The organism is Pseudoalteromonas sp. SK18 (assembly GCF_001974855.1).
Taxonomy (GTDB): domain Bacteria; phylum Pseudomonadota; class Gammaproteobacteria; order Enterobacterales; family Alteromonadaceae; genus Pseudoalteromonas.
In genome coordinates, this window is sequence record NZ_MTQB01000028.1 from 12,442 (window position 1) to 32,343 (window position 19,902).

Sequence of the window (19,902 nt, forward strand, 5' to 3'; positions counted from 1 at the left end):
ACAATATAAAAAGCAGCTTAATTAGGCATAACTTAGTAATTAAGCTGCTTTTTTGCTTTTAGATTTCGTCGGATTGCTGTTTGTTACTCTCAGCGCCATGCGCCCATTGATATAAAATAGGCAATACAAACAAAGTTAAAATGGTAGAAGATACAATACCGCCGATAACAACTGTTGCTAGTGGTCGTTGTACTTCTGCACCAATTCCAGTGTTTAACGCCATTGGAATAAAACCTAAACTTGCGACCAGTGCCGTCATTAAAATAGGTCTTAAACGAATGATGGCACCTTCAATGATCGCTACGTATAGGTCGCCTTTTTCATGCCAAAGATCTCGAATAAAAGCCAACATAACCAAGCCATTTAATACTGCGACACCTGACAATGCAATGAAGCCGACACCTGCCGAAATTGATAAGGGCATGTCTCTTAAATAAAGTGAAAATACGCCCCCTGTTAATGCTAAAGGCACGCCACTGAAAATGATTAATGCATCTTTTAATGAACCAAATGCTATAATCAAAATACCTAGGATAACAACCAATGTTATCGGTACAACTAGGCTTAATCGCTTACTTGCTGATTCTAGTTGTTCAAACGTTCCACCATAATCAAGCCAGTATCCTGCTGGAATTTCTCCTTCCTGATTAATTTTAGCTTTAACTTCTTTTACAAAACCGCCTAAATCTCTACCACGAACATTGACGGTAACCACAACTCTTCTTTTTCCGTTCTCTCGGCTAATCTGCGCGGGTAAAGACTCTGATTTAAGCTCTGCAACTTCTTCAATTGGCACATAGTTACCATTCTCAAGTGGAAGCGGCAGATGCTTCAAGCTATCGATATCCGTTCTTATTTGCTCTGGTAGGCGAACAACTAACTCAAACCGTCTGTCACCTTCATAAATGATCCCCGCAGATTCACCGCCAATCGCAGTGGCAACCCAGTCTTGCAATTCGGTAACGTTCAATCCATACCTACCAAGCGCTTCTCGTTTAGGAATTACTGATAAAGATGGAACACCTGTGACCTGTTCCATTCGAGCATCAGCGGCACCATCCACGGTTTTCACAATATTTAGAATATCTTTTGCGGTAAGTAATAACCGATCCAAATCATCACCAAATATTTTGATGCCGACATCAGCTCTAACGCCAGAAATCAATTCATTGAAACGCATTTGAATAGGCTGAGTGAATTCATAGTTGTTGCCTGGAATGTTTTTCAGTACTTTTTCCATTTCTTCAACTAATTCACTTTTTGGTTTTGAAGGTTCGGCCCATTCTTTACGTGGTTTTAAAATAACAAAGATATCAGCAATACTCGGTGGCATTGGGTCGGTTGCTACTTCTGGTGTGCCAATGCGCGAGAATACTTTATCAACTTCAGGAAACGCTTTAATACGTTGCTCAAGTACTTCTTGCATTTCTACTGATTGCTCTAGGCCAGTCGATGGAATTCTTAATGCCTGTAGTGCAATATCACCTTCATTTAATTGAGGAACAAATTCTGTCCCAAGCGTAGTTGCTAACCAAAGGCTATACCCCATTAACAGCGTTGAGAATGAAACAATAATCCAACGAAATTTCATCGCCATTTTTAACAATGGTTCATAAATAGACTTGGTTGAACGAATAACTACACTTTCTTTTTCGCTGATTTTACCTTTCATAAACACAGCTACAGCAGCAGGAACCAGTGTAACTGAAAGGATCATTGCGGAAATTAACGCCATAACGACAGTTGCCGCCATAGGGTGGAACATTTTCCCTTCAACGCCAGTTAGCGTGAAAATGGGGATGTAAACAACAGTGATAATTGCCACACCAAACAAGCTTGGACGTATCACTTCTGAAGTGGCTTCAAAAACGGTATTTAGGCGTTCTCTTAAGTCTTGCCTATGACCGTTGTGTTGGGCCTGTGCTAACCTACGGACAGAGTTTTCAACGATGATTACAGCCCCGTCCACTATCAAGCCAAAGTCCAATGCGCCGAGACTCATTAAATTGGCAGATACTCCTGCTTGCACCATACCTGTGATTGTCATTAACATGGAAATAGGGATAACAGCAGCGGTAATGAGAGCTGCACGTAAATTTCCAAGTAGAATAAATAACACAACAATAACTAAAAGCGCACCTTCAACGAGGTTTTTGGTAACGGTTGCAATCGCTTTATCTACTAACGTTGTTCTGTCGTAAACAGGCTCTGCGGTAATGCCCTTTGGCAGAGATTTTTGTATTTCGCTGAGCTTATGTTCCACTTCTAAAGCAACGGTGCGAGAATTCTCACCAATCAGCATCATGGTTGTACCAAGCACTGTCTCAATGCCATTACGAGTAGCAGCCCCTGTTCTAAGTTCTTTGCCTATAGCAACATTGGCAACATCACTTATTTTTACAGGAATACCATCGTTCTTTTTGATGATGACATTGAGGATTTCATCCATTGTCGCAAGTTGCCCAATGGAGCGCACTAACACTTGTTGTCCGTTTTGCTCAATATAACCCGCGCCACGGTTATCATTATTTTTACGTAATGCATCAGAAACGTCTTCAAAGCTTACCTGATGAAAAAGTAATTTTTCGGGTTTCGGCGTTATATGATACTGCTTGTTATAGCCGCCGATGCTGTTGACCTCAATGACGCCTTTAACTTGAGCCAATTGCGGTTTAATGATCCAGTCTTGTATTTCTCTTAAGGCAATAGCGGTATAAGGCTCTCCATTAGGCATTTTAGTGTCAGGAGAAGCTTGTACGGTATACATAAATATTTCACCAAGCCCTGTGGAAATAGGACCCATCTCTGGCTCTAAGCCAGAGGGAATAACGCCTTTAATCGCAGCTAATCTTGCATTGATTAAGTTGCGTGCGAAATAAATATCGGTTCCCTCTTCAAAGATAACGGTCACCTGGGATAAACCATATCTTGAAAGAGAGCGGGTGTGAGACAGCTTTGGTAGTCCAGCTAATGCGTTTTCTACTGGAAAAGTTACCCTTTGCTCCGCTTCTAAAGGTGAATAACCGGGGGCAGAGGTATTTATTTGTACCTGTACGTTTGTTATATCTGGAACAGCATCAATGGGAAGTTTTTGATAACTCCACATACCAACGCCGATGATTACCATCAGCAAGCTTAATACTAAATAGCGCCTATTTATTGCAAGACGCAAAATTGATTCAATCATATTGCGTCTCCTAATCGTCGTCTTCTACTTCAGATTTCAAGATATCTGCTTTAATCAGATAACTGTTTTTGTTTACATATTCAGCGTCTTTACTGAGGCCATCAATGACCTCGATATAGTTTTTGTCTGAACGACCAAGGACAAGTGGTGCAAACTCGTACTCTTCATCTTCTTTTACAAAGACACCTAATTGTCCACCTAGCTCTTGTATGGCAACTTTCTCGACCGCTAAATCCACCTCAAATTGGTTTATCTTTACGTTGCCTTTTAATAATTGACCTGACGTTAGCTTTAACTCAGTGTTGTTTAATCGTACCCGTGCTAAAACATAAGGCTGATCTTTAGCTGGAATAATATTAGTGATGACTGAACTGAATGCGTGTTCACCTTGCTCAATATCAACATGCTGACCGACTTTGATTTGATTATATTGGCTGGTAAACACCTTAAATTCAGCCCACAAGGTGTCAAATTTGACGATTTCAAACAAGCTAGTGTTTTGCGTGATACCGCCAATATTTCCATTTCGCTGTAAAACAGTCCCAGAAACAGGCGATGTTATTTTATAAGTATTTAAGCTCTCATTAGATTCAATAACGGCTAATAGATCGCCTTTTTTTACCGTATCACCAACAGTGAAGTTTATTGTCTTTATAACGCCGTTATATCTAGCGCCAACTTGAAATAATTGTTCAGCGCCTATCGTCGTAGAGCCGTATACAGGGATAGTTTGGTTCAACGTTTTTGAAGCTAAATAGGCTGTTTCAACACCAACCTTTTTTGCCATGTTATTGTCGATTTTGCTTATGCCTTCTTCGCCTTCATGTTCATCTTCACTAGCGAAAACACTTTGAATGGGTGATAGATACCCAATAAAAATCAATAGTGCGAGTAAATAGTTTTTCATTTTGAATTCCTAAACGATTCAGTTAATCACTGAATCAATAAATTGTTATTAAACTTAAAGTGATGTTTATTTAGAGTGACAGCGCTTCGTTTGTTAGTTTTTCTATCTCTGCGCCATAAATTAGGGCAGCAGATGCCGCGTCAATAAGGGTTCGCCGAGCATTTAACAGCTCTTGTCTAGCCGATACATAATCAAGATATCCATATCGACCTTTTTGATAGGCGTCTTGAGTATCTTCCAGTGCATCTTCAAGCATTGGGATAACCGACTGCTTTAATGAATTAGCTGTTAATATGGCTTGTTTTCTATTGGAGTATGCTCGTAGTAAGTGATTTCTAAATCTTAACTTAGTCGCCTCTTTCTCTATGGCAACTTGGTCACGCTCTGCTAGCGCACTAGCGATTGCGCCAGAATTTCGCTTTTCAGCAAACAAAGGTAAGCTAAAGCCAGCGACCAGTGCCGTATCATTGGCTTCTTGAGAGCGCCTAACACCAACAGACCATTTGATATTGGCCGTTGACTCTGTTTTAGCCAACTGTAACTCGGCCTCTTTTAGTCGCTGCTCACTTGCATAAACTTGAATAGCAGGGTTTTTCTCTAATTTCGCAAAGAGACTACTAAAATCACTATCATTGCCAAACTGAAACAGATCTCCAGTTACTCTAGAGAATGACACTGATGTTTCTCCCCAGTAAGCTGATAAAGAAAGCTTTAGATATTCCAAGCGCTTTTGTTCAGATTGAAGGGTGAGGTTAGCCTGAGCAATAACTGCTTTTGAGCGTTTCACTTCAGCCTCAGGAGTAGCACCTGCGCGGTTACGCTGAGATACAATCTCTAAGGTTTCTTGTGCTAAGTTCAAAGCATTTTCTGCCAATATAACTCTTTGTTGGGCTGCAAGTACTTCCACGTACTTCTCAGTGACTTGAGCCATTAAATTAAGCGCAGAGACTTCTTTTTCAGCAGTGAGTAGTGTTCTTGATTTTGAAACAATTCCAATCCGCGCTGAGCGTTTATCTCCCATTTCGATAACCGAAGATAGAGCGACTGTTAATTCAGCACTGTCGAATGTATTAAATTCACCTGAGCCTGCAAAGTTCTCAGCTTCAAGCTCTAGTTCATAAGCAGGATTTAAACTTGCGATTTGTTCTCGTCCAATTAATGCCGTTTGCTTGAAATCAAATATTTTAAGTTCTGGATTTTGTTTAAGCGTCCACTGAATTGCCTCTTGAAGGTTTAACTGCTTCTCAAAGGCATAAACATTAAATGTAAAAAGTGACAAAGCGAGAAACGCGATATATTTAAGCCGAGGTGTTACACACCTTAAAATTGCTATCTTGCGATGCACACAGGTATTAAGTGCCATGTATACTTTCCTATAAATTTATATGTGATATTTAGGTCATTAACATTTGACCTTTCTTAATTTTCTATAAAATTTAGGCGTATTTAGGTGGGCGGAGTGGCACCGAGATATAGCCTTTTAGCTCAGAAGAAACTAAGGCGTAGGTAAGGAAGTGATCTGTTGCTTGGAAAATGTTACAGGAAGAATCAGCATTTAAAAATAAGTGACAACAGCAACAAAAATTACAATTATCAATTGAAGAGTTGCTATTATTCACCTCAAGCATATTGGAGTCTTCTGGAGCTTTTAGCGGGGTAATAGACTTAGTTAGTGATGAACTAAAAGAACTTTCACTTAAGTTTATTTCAAGCTCTTCTAGCGAAAAAAACACAGACTGCACCGCGATTAAAATCATTATCACGTATGATATATTTGATTTGATATACGATGAGTGCATTATTTTCATTTCTCTGCTTAATACTTTAGCTGTAAGATGCGGCGAGCACCGTTTAAAACGACAAGAGCAATTATCAAACCAATCACTAAATCTGGATAACGGCTGCTAGTTACTGTAACTAATAAGCCAGCTAAGATTACACCTACGTTTGCGATTACGTCATTTGCGGAAAAAATCCAACTCGCTTTCATATGAGCGCCGTCTTCTTTGTTACCAAATATTAAAAACAGACAAGCAATGTTAGCGATTAGTGCTATTCCACCAAATATCATCATTAAAGAAGAGATAGGTTCACTACCGTAAATAAAGCGTCTTACGACTTCACTCAAAGCACCTAGCGCTAGAATAATTTGAAGTACACCAGATATATGTGCCGCTCTAAGTTTCATGCTTATGCTTTTACCGACAGCATATATAGCTAAACCATAAACAGCAGCATCAGCAAACATATCTAATGAGTCGGCAATAAGGCCAGCAGATTGCGCAATAATCCCAGCAATTACTTCTATAAAAAACATGACTCCATTAATGGCTAACAACCATTTTAGCGTTGATGCTTCTTTCATCTCATTTTTTTGGGCTAGATCTTTTGCTTTTGCAGCTTCGGTGCTGCAACTTTCTTTAGTTGATGCCAACTCTGCACCGAGATTGAGTTGTTGTAATTTTTTTGTTATCTCATCTAAATTTTCATCATGAAAAACCTTGACTAAACTGCTAGGAATATCAAATTGCAACCCAACTGAAGGCTCAATTGAGTCAAGTGCTAACCTAATCAATCTCTCTTCTGAAGGACAGTCCATTTGAGGTACTTTAAATGTACTGACAAACGCGCCACTATAGTTATCTAATTGTGTATCAATTTTTACATCTTCATTGGTAGAAGATGATTGACACTGACCACTACATTTTTCTGACATATTTAACATTCCGTAATAATATTAAAATAAGTATAAAATCTATAGTGGCTATAGAGTCAAATAAAAAAATTATTTAATGTAAAAGCGTGGAAACTGAATTGAAAAGCTAGTTTAAGAAAATAGTTTCTGCTAGTATTTTAAATACTATATTTAACTGGTCATAACTTTGAACCTTAATGTTGTACTAAAAATGCTCTTGGTTATTTCGATTGTTTTACAATCGTTAACTGCTGTAGCATCCTCAACATCTGAGAATCACCAAATAGATATAGAGCACCTTCAAACTCAACATGATCATGCAGATGATCGAAATGTCTCAAATGATAATGTAGGTGATGAGCAGCATAATGAAAAAGATTGTCATCACTGCGGTCATTGCAGTGGCAGCCACTTATCTTGGATTTTAGTCAGTAATTCAAATACCACGGGCAAACTAAACATTATCAATAAAACGCCTTATCAAATTGATCAAACAAATACTTACCTTGAAGCGATACTTCGCCCACCCATTTCTTAATTAGATTGATTTTTAATGACCTATTTGTCCATGAGAAGGATAAAGGGTTCGTGTTTATAAATTAAAAAATTAAGAAGTTTTATGTATATATTTTTAAAAAATGCAGGTTTAACCCTGTCTTTATGCATGGCTGTGAGTTTTTCAGTTGCCACTTATGGCAAACAGAAAAGTATTTCATGGCTAGATAGTCAAATAAATAAAGATCCCGAAGTTGTTGCGGCTAAAGAGTTACTTAATGCAAGTAATCATAGAGCCAAAAGCTTAACTCAAGCCGTATATAACCCAGAGCTTGAAGCAAGTTATGAAAAAGAAGGTGATTTTGATAATTACTCTATTGGTATCAGTCAAACGATAGATTTTTGGGATAAGCAATCAACAAATAAAACCATTGGTGAAATTGATGTTTATGCAAACCAGCAACAATTGTTATCTCTACTCGATTCTAAAAAGGCTAATGCCTTAACTGCATTAGTTAATTGGCAAGCAGCAAAAAAAGCTGCTCAGTTACTTTCAGAAAGAGAAGAGCAATTGCAAACGCTCGTTGGAATTGTTGAAGACAAACGAAAAGCTGGACTTCTAGAGCCACTTGACGCTGAGCTAGTCTATTTAAACTTGTCGCAAATTTTTAGTGAAATATCTGAGTCTCAAATTGCTTTGAAAAATGCAGAGGTAAAGGTTCAGGAGTTATTGCCTGATTGGACGCCTAATACTACCAATTTGTTTTCATTTACTTTTGGAGCAACAAGCTACTCATTTAACTCCCAGTGGGTTGAGGAACATCCAAAAGTTAAACTTGCTAGAGCGAAATGGAAGGGACAACAATCTAAAGCTCAACTAACCACTATGGAATCTAAAGCTAATCCAACCATTGGCGTTAGCGCAGGGAAAAGTGGAGATGAAGACTTGGTTGGTGTGACTTTTTCAATGCCTTTAAACATCAGAAATAACTATACAGATAATGTTAAAGCCGCTTATTTAGAAGCCATTGCAGCCGAGGCGAATTTTCAGTCGGTATATCGAAAGCAGTCTTTTGAAGCAAAAGCTAATTATGAATCGCTTAATGTCAGTAGAAAATACTACGAGCAATGGCAAAAGCTCACCCAAGGTAGGTTGGCTAGCAGCGCAAATTTATTAAATAAGCGCTGGCAAGCTGGTGACATAAACACTTCTGATTATTTACTCGCATTAAATCAACGTGCGGAAGGGCTTCATGCAGGAATACGTTTGGAAAATCAATTCAAGCTTGCAGAAATATCCTTCATTTTAAGTATGGGTCAGTTATCCAAATTTGAGATTTGAGCGCTTTGTTTTTTCAGTAGCGAAAAACGAAATCTTAAATTTATTAAAAATATAGGTTACAAAAATGAATACAGTAATTAGTAAAAAATTTTTAGCCGTAGTAATTAGCAGCCTGTTAGTTGGGTTTACTACAAATCATGATGCTTTTGCACAGTCGTCAGATGGAACTGGTTCTGTCAAAAACGTTTCGAAACAAGAAGAAAAAGAACATCAAGATGAGCATGAACACGAAAAGGGACATGAAGAAGATAAAGGTGACCATGACGAGCACGGCCATGAAGGTGGTAATAGAGAGGGAGAAGAAGAACATGAAGAAGGTATCACTATTGATCCAAAGAAGATGTCGCTTGCTAACATTAAAGTGGAAAGTGTTAAGCCTGAATATCAATTTAGCTCCGTATATGCACCTGGCGAAATAAAAGCTAATGGCTATAAAAGTTATGTGGTATCACCACGTACAGAGTCAGTCATTATCAGTCGCCATGCAGCGCTTGGCGAGTATGTAGAAATAGGTCAGAAGTTAGTTACATTATTTAGTGAAGCAATGGCACAAGCACAAGCTGACTATTTAATCGCTTCAACCGAATGGCAACGTGTAAAAAAGCTGGGTAATAAGACGGTGAGTGAAAGTCGATTATTACAAGCTGAAACAACATACAATGCGAGCTATGGCAAGCTCATTGCTTTAGGGTTAACTGAAAAAGCAATAAATGGTATTTCTAACAAAGACATTAAAGCATTTGGACAATATGCATTAACGGCGCACCGTGAAGGTGTCGTGCTTCAAGACGACTTTATCCAAGGGCAACGTGTTGATGCTGGAGATTCAGTCATGTTGTTAGCTGATGAAAAACAACTATGGGTTGAAGCAAAAGTTTCTCCAAATAAAAAGCTAAATTTATCAATTGATTCTCCTGCGGTACTTAAATTAGAAGGCCAGAGTTACAATGCCAAAGTTATCCAAGAAGCCCATACAATTGATCCCGTAACTCGTACAAGAATTATTAGATTGGGGGTACAGAATGCTGATGATAACCTTCATTCAGGTATGTTTGTAAAAGTTTACTTTCAGTTTGCCACAAAGCAGAAAGTGATGGCTGTGCCAGAAGAAGCATTGATCCGCAGCGCAGATGGTGATTGGACCGTATTTGTCGAAGACCACCCTGGAGAATTTAAAGCTGTAGAAGTAGAACTAGGCCGAGCCTTAGGTGATTTTAGGGAAATCATTGGCCTTGATAGTGGGACGCGAATTGTAACCAAAGGCGCATTTTTTGTTGCTTCTGAAATCGCTAAAGGCGGATTTGATCCGCATAACCACTAAGGAGTAAGACTATGTTTAATAAAATAATAGATTGGTCTGTTAATAATAGACTCCTGATTTTGATTGCGCTGTTTGCCACAATTGTCGGCGCAATTATGGTTATACCAAAACTAAATTTAGATGCCTTTCCTGATGTTACTAATGTTCAAGTTGCTGTAAATACTGAAGCGCCAGGACTAGCTGCTGAAGAAGTTGAACAACTCATTACGTACCCCATTGAAGCGGTCATGTATGCCTTACCTGATGTAGAACAAGTGCGCTCAATTTCTAAAACAGGCTTGTCTGGCGTCACGGTTGTTTTCAAAGAAGGCACCGACATTTACTTTGCAAGACAACTCGTATTTGAGCGTCTTCAAGCCGCAAAAGAACTGATACCAGAAGGTGTCGGCACACCCGAAATGGGGCCAAACACCTCAGGGCTAGGCCAAGTATTTCAGTACCTTCTTATTTCAGATAAAGATGCAGGCTATGATGCTATGGCACTCAGGAGTCTCAATGATTGGGTAGTAAAATTACTCGTTATGCCTGTCGATGGTGTTACTGATGTACTCTCCTTTGGAGGTATTGTTAGGCAGTACCAAGTAAATGTAGATCCATCTAAGCTTCTTTCTTATAACCTAACGCAAGAAGACGTTGTTGGTGCCCTAGATAACAACAATGCCAATGTTGGCGGATGGTATATGAACCGTGGGCAAGAGCAGCTTGTTATTAGAGGTGCAGGTTGGTTTGAAAGTGGTGACGCTGGTATTAGTAATATCAAACAAGTTCCCGTCAAAACAGTTGATGGGACAGTTGTGACGGTTTCGGATATTGCTAAAGTTGAAATGGGCAGTGAAATTCGTCAAGGTGCTGTCACAATGACGCGCAAAACCGAAGACGGTAAAGTCGAAAATTTAGGTGAAGTTGTCTCTGGCATTGTCTTAAAACGCATGGGGTCTAATACTAAAGCCACCATTGATGGTATCAATGCAAGAATCCCATTGATTAATCAAGCATTGCCTAAAGGTGTTCGCTTTGAACCATTTTATGATCAGGCTGATTTGATTGAAAAAGCCGTTGATACAGTAGTTGATGCACTATTACTAGCATTTATTTTCATCTGTATTGTATTAGCACTATTTTTAATGAATATACGTGCAACCTTCCTTGTCCTAATATCTATTCCAATTTCAATTGGTATCGCGTTAATGATCATGGCTTGGTGGGGCATTTCTGCAAACCTTATGTCATTGGGTGGCATTGCCGTAGCCATTGGTATGCTAGTTGATGGTTCAGTCGTGATGGTTGAAAACATGTTTAAGCATTTAAATAGACCAGACTCTACCCATTTAAAAACTGTAAAAGAAAGAGTGCCTAGCGCCGATACTGATCCACATGATGTAGAACAAGATGAGCATGGTATTAAGTTACGTCTTCAAAATGCGGGTAAAGAAGTGGCTCGTCCCGTATTTTTTGCAGCTTCTATTATTTTAGTTGTATTTACGCCTTTATTTAGCTTTGAAGGTGTTGAGGCAAAGTTATTTCAACCTATGGCAATAAGCATCATTTTAGCTGTTATATCTGCTATTGTGGTTGCGTTGTTTTTTGTACCCGCTTTAGCTACTTATTTATTTAAGTCAGGTGTAAAAGAGAGGGAAAGCTTTGTTCTTAGGCCATTAGACAAACTCTACAGAAAAGGGCTTACATTCGCACTAAAACGCACCAAATTAGTCATTTCAGCCGCACTTATATTAGTTTTCTCTGCCTTTGCATTAGTTCCATTAATTGGTACTGAATTTGTACCTGAGTTAGAAGAAGGGACGATAAACTTAAGAGCAACGCTTGCACCTTCTTCCAGTTTAGATACCGCGCTCACTGTGGCACCAATTCTAGAAGAAAAACTAATGGCTTTTCCTGAAGTAACCTATGCATTAAGCCGAATTGGTCGAGCAGAAATAGGTGGAGACCCAGAGCCAGTGAATAACATCGAAATTTACATAGGGTTGAAGCCTGTTTCTGAGTGGACCAGTGCATCTAATCGATATGAACTTCAAGGAAAAATGGAGAGATCTCTAGAAGAATTCCCTGGGTTGCTACTCAACTTTTCTCAACCTATTGCGACTCGTGTCGATGAGCTACTATCTGGTGTTAAGGCTCAGTTGGCGATAAAGTTGTTTGGGCCTGAACTTGAGGTACTGGCGGCTAAAGGTCAAGAAATAGAAACAGCAATTAAAAACATTGAAGGTGCAAGGGATGTTGCATTGGAGCAAATTGCTGGTGAAGCGCAATTGGTGATAAGTCCTAACAGGCAAGAACTATCACGCTTTGGATTGTCTGTGAGTGACATAATGGAGGTTGTGCGTGATGGTATTGGTGGTGTTGCAGCCGGACAAATAATCAATGGTAATGAACGTTATGATATTTACGTTCGCATAGAGGAAGAGTACCGAAGTAACAAAGAAGCTATTGCTGATATTCGGCTTCAATCACCTACTGGTGCTTGGGTGCGACTGGGTGACGTAGCCTCAGTCTCATTTGAGTCAGGCCCACCACAAGTTAGACGCGATGATGTACAACGAAGAGTCGTTATCCAAGCAAATGTACAAAATCGAGATATGGGAAGCGTGGTTGCCGATATCAGAACGGTAATTGCTGAAAAGGTTGACTTACCTTCAGGTTATTCTGTTTCGATTGGCGGCCAGTTCGAAAGTCAAAAACGTGCTCAAAATAGGTTAGCTATAGTTGTACCTTTATCGTTAGCACTAATCGCACTACTACTTTACTTTGCCTTTGGTTCTGTTGGTCAAGCTATGCTGATATTGGTCAACGTGCCGCTTGCTGTAATTGGCGGAGTTTTCTCCTTATATTTATCTGGACAATACTTGTCTGTACCAAGCTCCGTTGGCTTTATTACCTTATTTGGTGTAGCGGTATTGAATGGGGTCGTTATGGTAGAAAGTATCAACCAACGTATTAAAGACGGTCTAGAAGCATCTAAAGCCGTTTTTGAAGGCGCTACTTCAAGATTAAGACCTGTACTTATGACTGCTATAACATCAGCTTTAGGTTTGATACCGATGTTAATGTCTAATGGTGTTGGTGCAGAAATACAGCGCCCATTAGCGAGTGTTATTGTTGGCGGCTTGGTAACTGCAACACTGTTAACATTATTTGTTTTACCTGTTTTATATCGCTGGTTTTCAGAGAAAAAAATAAAAGAGCTATCCAGATAAAATTACTGTGAACTCTAACCCCACGCTAAAGTCACGTTTAGCGTGGGGTTATTGAGTAGATGAACGAAAAGAAAGATTAGATTTAACAATAAACTAATAGTCATGACTGCTTTGTCGGAATATTTGTCGTTAAACAGGCCAAAGCTAACTTCCGCTTTCGTATCTTTGCAGTCTTAATCTCTATGTGTCTCAAGGTCGGCTTATGGCACAGAGCCGTCCTTCGGCTCTAACTTATTTCTGTCCAAAAATGAGTTAGAGTGACGTCCGCTTTCATGATTCAGCGATTTATTTGTTTGTTAGTGTGATCGTCTGCTAGTGGCACTTTGGCGAAGTCCTCCTAGAGCGATAACCGGTCATTGAGATTGGATAAATGTAATTGCATATTGAGCAAACTTTAGGTGTAATGGATACATAGTTAACGCTGAGCAATGTAGGGAAATAAGTAAGCTGATTTAGCTAAAACCTCTAAAAGCAAACTCCCATAGCTTAAACAACACCTATCCTGACACATCGAACAGATAGCGACTCAGCCCAACAAGCGATTATGCAACACAAATTGCGTATCGTATAAATACTAAAATGTTAGTAGTTAAGGAAAGGTATGAAGTTTTCCCATAGATTTGGTTTTGACCCAGAGTATAAAAATGAACCAATTAGCGAAGAAGCGCCAAATTGGTTGAAAAGCCTTTTCTTTATTAATGTTTTGGAGCCTCTCCTTTATATTGATGGTGATAGCCGTCAAAAGAATGAAGAATCAAAACCGCTGGGAGTTAAAGACTTAATTGAAAGGTTATGTGCAGAAAATGGGCACGAAACTGACTCCGAAGATTTTGACTCATGGACATGTTGGGATGCATTGAAATGCAGACTTATGAATCTCGAATGGTATCAATTTTATGACTTTGTTGAAATTACAGCGATAAAGATTAAAGAACAGGAAATAGAGTACAGCTCAGCATGGGAAAACTCGCGATTCGAATCATTTATGTTTCCGTCATATAGGCAAAAGGTAAATGATTTATTTTCACAGCATAAAATTCAGTGGAAATTAAATGATGCTGGTAAATTAGAGACCTCACTTCCCAAAGATCTTGAAACAAGAGTATCAGCTATAGACTCTACTTTGCAGGATAAATTTGAACCCGCAAGAGTCCATTATTCCAAAGCTCGATCTTATATATTGAGCCCAAGTAAGGATCCTGAGAATTCAATTAAAGAGTCCGTAAGTGCAGTTGAGAGTGTTTGTAAAACTATCTATCCCAAATGCGCTACGCTAGGTGACGCACTAAAGGCAATGAAAAGGGAGCAACTTATTTCTCCTATGCTTGTAACAGTTTTTGAGAAGTTTTATGCATATACAAATGCTGAACCAGCGGTAAGGCATGGTAGTAATAAAATGTCAGGCGTTGGCGAGATGGATGCAGAATTAGCGTTACATATGTCAGCTGCATTTATAAGAACGATAATTTCTAGAAAGTCGTAATTGACTGCTAATAAGAAATTAAATAAGGACAAAAAATTGTGCGTATCTAACTTCCGCTCATGGCACTTTTGCGAAGTTCAGCTGTGATCGATAATCGGACAGTTAGAATTTAAATGTCTGAAGTCAAGATTTTACCCGTTTGGCTTTAAAAACTAATATATAGACCGCAGGGACCGTACTATTACACTGTTATGCACACCTCAATCAAAGTAGCGAGATAACTCAAATATGCTAGATATCACAACCACGAACATAACTACAATTATCGCAGCATCTGCTGCGGTAGTCGCTGCTGTTTCAGCATGCTTTAGTTACTTCCTTTCTAAACGTATATACGATGAGATTAAGTCGGATGAAACGTTAATAGCAGGACGCTTGCATCAGGTGGGGCTTTCTGAAAAAGCTCATAATGACCCCTTAGTACGCACAGCACTTTTCAATAAATCTGCTCGAAAAGTATTTGTAACAACCGTAAAAGTATATGATCAAGATAATCAGCAAATTCCAGTAACGTGGTCAAACTCAATTTCTAAGGACGGAAATATTGAAGATCCAACAGGATTGCTTGGGATCGTAAATACAGAGAATCTGTATATTAGGAGAAACGATGGTTCCGAATTTAGAGATGTATCAGTAAAAATTACTCACTCATTTTCCCCTAATGAATTAGTTCTAAAGTTCGATCCTTATCAAGGGTGGTGGCAATAATGCATAACAAGCGTGTCAATTCGACGCATTTAAGTTTCGCTCCTGCACGGGAGTTACCTGCGTCCGCTGTTGGCACTCAGCCGACGTTAGGTATTTACACATAGTTGCTTAGGTATACGTCTGATTATAATTTTTATATATGTGGACTGCGTGTTCAATTAAAAGTCAATTCTGATCTTTTTACCAGGCCAAAAATCTCACGCTGTGCGACAATCTCACCTTCGGTATGTATGATCACCTAGGTAATTTAACTTACTTTACTTGTTAGTTGCGTCTTGTCTGGTACAATCAGTCAGTTAATCGTATGTAGCGATGTAATGTGAATTAATTCGAGTAGGAATTGAATGAGAATTTTTAAAGCGAAAAGCCCAGCAGGATTTGCTGAGGAGTACATAGTAGAGTCAATCTGGAATGGTGATTTTCCTCCAGGTTCAATTCTGCCAGCTGAGCGTGAACTCTCAGAGTTAATTGGTGTTACTAGAACCACATTGCGTGAAGTGTTACAACGATTAGCCAGAGACGGTTGGTTAACAATCCAACATGGTAAACCCACTCGCGTTAATAATTTTTGGGAAACGTCAGGATTAAACATTCTTGAAACACTGGCACGTTTAGACGAAGACAAAATGCCAGAGTTAACCGATCAGTTACTTTCAGCACGCACCAACATTAGCGCAATTTACACCCGTGCAGCTATAAAGCTTGCACCAGAACGTGTTATTGAAATTTTATCGCAAAGTGATGAGCTAGAAGACAGCGCGCAAGCGTTTGCTGATTATGACTATAAAGTACACCATGAGTTAGCTGTCGCTGGTAACAACCGCATTTATGTGCTGATCCTTAATGGTTTCAAAGGCTTTTATTCTAAAATAGGTTGTCATTACTTTTCAGATCCTCGCACCCGTGAGCTTGCACGTCAATTCTATAAAGATTTAACCAAACTTGCTGAAAATAAAGAGCACGATGGTGCAATATTCATGATGCGTAAGTATGGTCATCAAACCGGTGAAATATGGCAACATATTCGTGGTGATATGCCTAGCGACATTATGGATTAGTAAAAAAACCTGCTTTAAGCAGGTTTTTTTATGAATAAAAATCCGTTCATTAGTTAAGCGTTCGTTATTTTAGAACGGTGCTATCTATAAATACGATTGTTAATTTATTTTTGATAGCCATAGAATAATCATCAATTATATATGGTTGCTATTGTAATTTATAAATTAGCGCCCATATTACTATCAGTATTGCGTATGCAATTGACAATAAACTCAAAATATTTGGAGAATAAAATGGGTGTATTAGTAGGCCGCCAGGCACCAGACTTTACCGCTGCAGCTGTTCTAGGTAACGGTGAGATTGTAGATAGCTATAACCTTCACGAAAAAATCAAAGGTAAAAAAGCAGTAATCTTTTTCTACCCTCTAGATTTCACTTTTGTATGTCCTTCTGAGCTTATTGCTTTTGATAAGCGTTATGCAGAATTTCAAAAACGTGGTGTAGAAGTAATTGGTGTTTCTATCGATTCACAATTCTCACACAACGCATGGCGTAACACGGCTGTAGCAGACGGCGGTATTGGTAAAGTTCAATACGCACTAGTTGCAGACGTTAAACACGAAATCTGTAAAGCATACGACGTTGAGCACCCAGAAGCGGGCGTTGCATTTCGTGGTTCTTTCCTAATCGACGAAGAAGGTAACGTACGTCACCAAGTAGTGAACGATTTACCACTTGGTCGTAACATCGACGAAATGATCCGTATGGTTGATGCACTAGCATTCCACAGCGAGCACGGTGAAGTATGTCCTGCTGGTTGGACTGAAGGTAAAAAAGGAATGGATGCAAGCCCTGAAGGCGTCGCTAAATTCTTATCTGAAAACGAAGGCGAGCTATAATTTAGCCCTTTAGTTTAAGATAAAAAAACCGCCATATTGGCGGTTTTTTATTGCTTTTAATTAGAACGAAAAGCTCACTTTAGTGTAAATGTAACGACCGCGAGGGTTGTGTACACCTGATGCGTAACCATACAGATCTGAATCACCGTCACCAATTGCAAATGGTGGCTCTTCATCAAATAAGTTATTAACACCTAAAGATATTTTTGCTGACTCAGTAATACGGTATGATGTTTGTAAATCTACCAATACTTGAGAATCAACAGTACGCGATGTATTACTATCGAAGTCTAAGTTGCCATCGAAATCGATATCCGGCGTATCTTCAAACTCACCCACGTAACTAATGTTCATGTTCGTGTTGAATTGACCTATTTCCCAGTTTGTTGAGAAAATCCAGCGGTGCTCTGGGTAACCATATTCACCAGTGTAATCGCGACCATCTTTTTCAAATTTATCTTGGTAAGCCCATTCTAAATTGAATTTTAGTAAGCCTAAATCATCCAGTGAATGATTGTAGTTTGCTGAAATATCAACGCCAGAAACTTCTTGTGATGATACATTTTCAAAAGTACTGAAAATCTTTTGAATAGTTCCTAGGCTGTCAGTACCTGATGGTGGTAAGCGTACACATACCGTACTATTTTGGTTATTACACTCTGAGTTGTAAATTGGACCAAACTCTTGCTCATCAATTTTATTATCTTGAGTGATACTCCACACATCAACACTTAAACCAAAGTCAGTTGTGGGTGCCCAAATAAAGCCGACGTTCCAAGATTCAGATTCTTCAGCTTCTAAATCAGGGTTACCGGCAAATTCAATGTTGTAATCTAGCGGATCACAATCTTTACCTGTTGCATCACAGCGATAGTTATCAATAAAGAACTGACTTTCCTGAGATGGTCCTAAACCTACTTGTGCAAGTGACGGTGCTCTGAAGCCTTGCGCCCATGAACCACGTACTGTGATTTCATCTGTAGGTGCCCAGCGTAAAGCGACTTTAGGGTTTGTCGTAGTGCCAAAGTCACTGTAATCATCGTAACGGCCAGCAAGTTGTAACTCTAAGTTTTCCGCAAGTGGAATTGAAAACTCTACATAGGCAGCGTACTGGTCGCGTTCTGCGGCAGCTGAAACAGACTCGGTACCAAAGATTAATCCACGTTGAAATTGATCATCAGGCGTATCAGTTACGTCTTCTTCACGGTACTCAATACCGGCCGCCATCATGACAACATCGTCACCAAAGCTAAATGCTTCACCCGAAATGTTAGCATCGAACGACGTCATATGAGATTCACCTTGGCGAACCAAGCTGGTTGTGATTCTATCAATTACAGCCGGATCGTTGTAAGTGCCGCCAAATGGGTTGTAGTTACCCGCATCAATTTCTTGTTGTAAGAAGTCGGTGCGTACCCAGCCTTGTGAGCGATCGCCAGTTTGTAATGACTTGCTACGACCTTTTTGTACCGCTGTTTCCCAGCTCCAGTCGTTAATTTCACCTTTCAAACCAGCAACGAAACGTAATGTGTCTGATTCGATATCCCATTGACGCGCGCCTGCATCCACTGTTCTGTAACGACCAATTTCAATATCTTGACCGAATGGATTATTTGGATGATTTCCTGGTACGGTTAAACCCGCATCTTCATCAAGTGGCGTTGGTGCACCTGCTGCAACTGAACTGTTATGCTGTACAGCCATTTCTAAAAAGCCAGTAATGCCATTGTCAAAGCGGTATTCAAATTGTGAAATAGCGCCCACACGTTCTGATGCAGGAGCAATATAGCCGAATGGGCCATAGTCAAATAAACAACTACCGCTTGATGTTGCGTTTTCTGCAGGACACGAAGGATCGATTGTTTTAACGCCGTCTACGTAGAAGTAGCCCGGGAAGCCACGTGATGAACGGAAATCTTCACCACCATATGGAGATTGATTAGCGGTACCTAAGCGCCCCATTTCGTTTGATGATAAAGAGGTGTTTTTGAAGTAGTCAATAATAACGGACGCACTACTTTTTGCACTCGTCGTACCCCAAACAATGCTGGCTGTGGTTTCTTCATAGTTGGGGCCATCTGTGCCGCCATAACCTAAGTTAACTTCAACACCGTCAATGTCTTTTTTCAAGATAACGTTTACAACACCTGCTACGGCATCAGAGCCATAGATTGCAGATGCGCCATCTTTTAAAATATCAATACGTTCGATGGCTGAAACAGGAATACTGTTTATATCAACAAATGAATTGGTGATCCCTTCAGCAAATGCGCTTATAGCAACACGACGACCATTAATAAGTACCAATGTAGCATCAGCCCCTAAGCCACGAAGGCTGACGGCAGCTGAACCATTAGCGGTTGAGTCTTGGTTATTACCACGGGTTGAAAAGGTACCATTACCTGCAACAGGCATTCTTTCAAGAAGCTGCTGTAGGTTGTCATAACCCATGTTTTCGATATCTTCTTTATTGATGGATTGTACTGGCGATGGGCCTTCGATATCCGAACGTTTGATACGAGAGCCTGTTACTTGAATACGTTCTACTTTTTCCGCAGTCTGCTGTGCAGCATAAGTTGTTGTACTAAAACCTGCTGACAATGCGATAGTCGCACCGATAATTAAACTAGGTGTAAATTGCTTCATCCTTAAGT

General features: G+C 39.6%; 14 protein-coding genes. 8 read left to right on the top strand and 6 right to left on the bottom strand.

The annotated features are described in order from the left end of the window. Positions 1 to 58 precede the first annotated feature (58 nt). The 5 genes from BW139_RS16110 to BW139_RS16130 form a co-directional block, all read right to left on the bottom strand. Entirely contained in the window at positions 59 to 3,187 is a 3,129-nt protein-coding gene (locus tag BW139_RS16110) for an efflux RND transporter permease subunit (protein WP_076920333.1), read from the bottom strand. 10 nt (positions 3,188 to 3,197) lie between these two features. Then, a complete protein-coding gene (locus tag BW139_RS16115; protein ID WP_036972173.1) occupies positions 3,198 to 4,094 on the bottom strand; it encodes an efflux RND transporter periplasmic adaptor subunit in 897 nt (298 codons plus the stop codon). Positions 4,095 to 4,164: 70 nt separating this feature from the next. After that, positions 4,165 to 5,457, bottom strand: coding sequence for a TolC family protein (locus tag BW139_RS16120; RefSeq protein ID WP_076920334.1), 1,293 nt, complete (start codon positions 5,455 to 5,457; stop codon positions 4,165 to 4,167). A gap of 73 nt (positions 5,458 to 5,530) precedes the next feature. Beyond that, a complete protein-coding gene (locus tag BW139_RS16125) occupies positions 5,531 to 5,827 on the bottom strand; it encodes a hypothetical protein (protein WP_254844985.1) in 297 nt (98 codons plus the stop codon). 83 nt (positions 5,828 to 5,910) lie between these two features. Further along, the gene (locus BW139_RS16130; protein WP_076920335.1) at positions 5,911 to 6,810 is read right to left on the bottom strand and encodes a cation transporter; all 900 of its coding nucleotides are present in this window, start codon (positions 6,808 to 6,810) and stop codon (positions 5,911 to 5,913) included. A gap of 166 nt (positions 6,811 to 6,976) precedes the next feature. Between BW139_RS16130 and BW139_RS16135 the strand changes: the two genes are divergently transcribed. From BW139_RS16135 to BW139_RS16170, 8 genes are all read left to right on the top strand, one after another. Then, complete coding sequence (locus BW139_RS16135; RefSeq protein ID WP_010557528.1) at positions 6,977 to 7,327, top strand: hypothetical protein; 351 nt, start codon at positions 6,977 to 6,979, stop codon at positions 7,325 to 7,327. An 81-nt stretch (positions 7,328 to 7,408) separates the two neighbouring features. Beyond that, positions 7,409 to 8,626: a TolC family protein gene (locus tag BW139_RS16140; protein ID WP_076920336.1), complete on the top strand. Its 1,218-nt coding sequence runs from the start codon at positions 7,409 to 7,411 to the stop codon at positions 8,624 to 8,626. A gap of 64 nt (positions 8,627 to 8,690) precedes the next feature. Beyond that, on the top strand, positions 8,691 to 9,947 hold the full coding sequence (locus tag BW139_RS16145; protein ID WP_076920337.1) for an efflux RND transporter periplasmic adaptor subunit: 1,257 nt from the start codon (positions 8,691 to 8,693) through the stop codon (positions 9,945 to 9,947). An 11-nt stretch (positions 9,948 to 9,958) separates the two neighbouring features. After that, positions 9,959 to 13,159 carry an efflux RND transporter permease subunit gene (locus BW139_RS16150; protein ID WP_055018868.1) on the top strand — a complete coding sequence of 1,067 codons (3,201 nt, stop codon included), beginning with the start codon at positions 9,959 to 9,961 and terminating at the stop codon, positions 13,157 to 13,159. A 601-nt stretch (positions 13,160 to 13,760) separates the two neighbouring features. Next, positions 13,761 to 14,642, top strand: a complete 882-nt coding sequence (locus tag BW139_RS16155; protein WP_013463104.1) for an AbiJ-NTD4 domain-containing protein — start codon at positions 13,761 to 13,763, stop codon at positions 14,640 to 14,642. A 228-nt stretch (positions 14,643 to 14,870) separates the two neighbouring features. After that, the gene (locus BW139_RS16160; protein WP_013463105.1) at positions 14,871 to 15,350 is read left to right on the top strand and encodes a hypothetical protein; all 480 of its coding nucleotides are present in this window, start codon (positions 14,871 to 14,873) and stop codon (positions 15,348 to 15,350) included. 344 nt (positions 15,351 to 15,694) lie between these two features. Then, positions 15,695 to 16,408 carry a fatty acid metabolism transcriptional regulator FadR gene (fadR, locus tag BW139_RS16165; protein WP_008109093.1) on the top strand — a complete coding sequence of 238 codons (714 nt, stop codon included), beginning with the start codon at positions 15,695 to 15,697 and terminating at the stop codon, positions 16,406 to 16,408. Positions 16,409 to 16,642: 234 nt separating this feature from the next. Then, positions 16,643 to 17,248 (top strand): peroxiredoxin, encoded by a 606-nt coding sequence (locus BW139_RS16170; RefSeq protein WP_008109095.1) that lies wholly within the window; start codon positions 16,643 to 16,645, stop codon positions 17,246 to 17,248. A gap of 60 nt (positions 17,249 to 17,308) precedes the next feature. Here the strand turns inward: BW139_RS16170 and BW139_RS16175 are convergent, their stop codons facing one another. After that, on the bottom strand, positions 17,309 to 19,894 hold the full coding sequence (locus BW139_RS16175) for a TonB-dependent receptor (protein WP_076920338.1): 2,586 nt from the start codon (positions 19,892 to 19,894) through the stop codon (positions 17,309 to 17,311). Between the last annotated feature and the right edge of the window lie 8 nt (positions 19,895 to 19,902).

Coding starts and splice junctions, on each gene's coding strand:
- BW139_RS16150 (WP_055018868.1), top strand. CDS start 9,959: ATGTTTAATAAAATAATAGATTGGTCTGTTAATAATAGACTCCTGATT.
- BW139_RS16155 (WP_013463104.1), top strand. CDS start 13,761: ATGAAGTTTTCCCATAGATTTGGTTTTGACCCAGAGTATAAAAATGAA.
- BW139_RS16170 (WP_008109095.1), top strand. CDS start 16,643: ATGGGTGTATTAGTAGGCCGCCAGGCACCAGACTTTACCGCTGCAGCT.
- fadR (WP_008109093.1), top strand. CDS start 15,695: ATGAGAATTTTTAAAGCGAAAAGCCCAGCAGGATTTGCTGAGGAGTAC.
- BW139_RS16110 (WP_076920333.1), bottom strand. CDS start 3,187: ATGATTGAATCAATTTTGCGTCTTGCAATAAATAGGCGCTATTTAGTA.
- BW139_RS16160 (WP_013463105.1), top strand. CDS start 14,871: ATGCTAGATATCACAACCACGAACATAACTACAATTATCGCAGCATCT.
- BW139_RS16140 (WP_076920336.1), top strand. CDS start 7,409: ATGTATATATTTTTAAAAAATGCAGGTTTAACCCTGTCTTTATGCATG.
- BW139_RS16145 (WP_076920337.1), top strand. CDS start 8,691: ATGAATACAGTAATTAGTAAAAAATTTTTAGCCGTAGTAATTAGCAGC.
- BW139_RS16120 (WP_076920334.1), bottom strand. CDS start 5,457: ATGGCACTTAATACCTGTGTGCATCGCAAGATAGCAATTTTAAGGTGT.
- BW139_RS16175 (WP_076920338.1), bottom strand. CDS start 19,894: ATGAAGCAATTTACACCTAGTTTAATTATCGGTGCGACTATCGCATTG.
- BW139_RS16115 (WP_036972173.1), bottom strand. CDS start 4,094: ATGAAAAACTATTTACTCGCACTATTGATTTTTATTGGGTATCTATCA.
- BW139_RS16130 (WP_076920335.1), bottom strand. CDS start 6,810: ATGTCAGAAAAATGTAGTGGTCAGTGTCAATCATCTTCTACCAATGAA.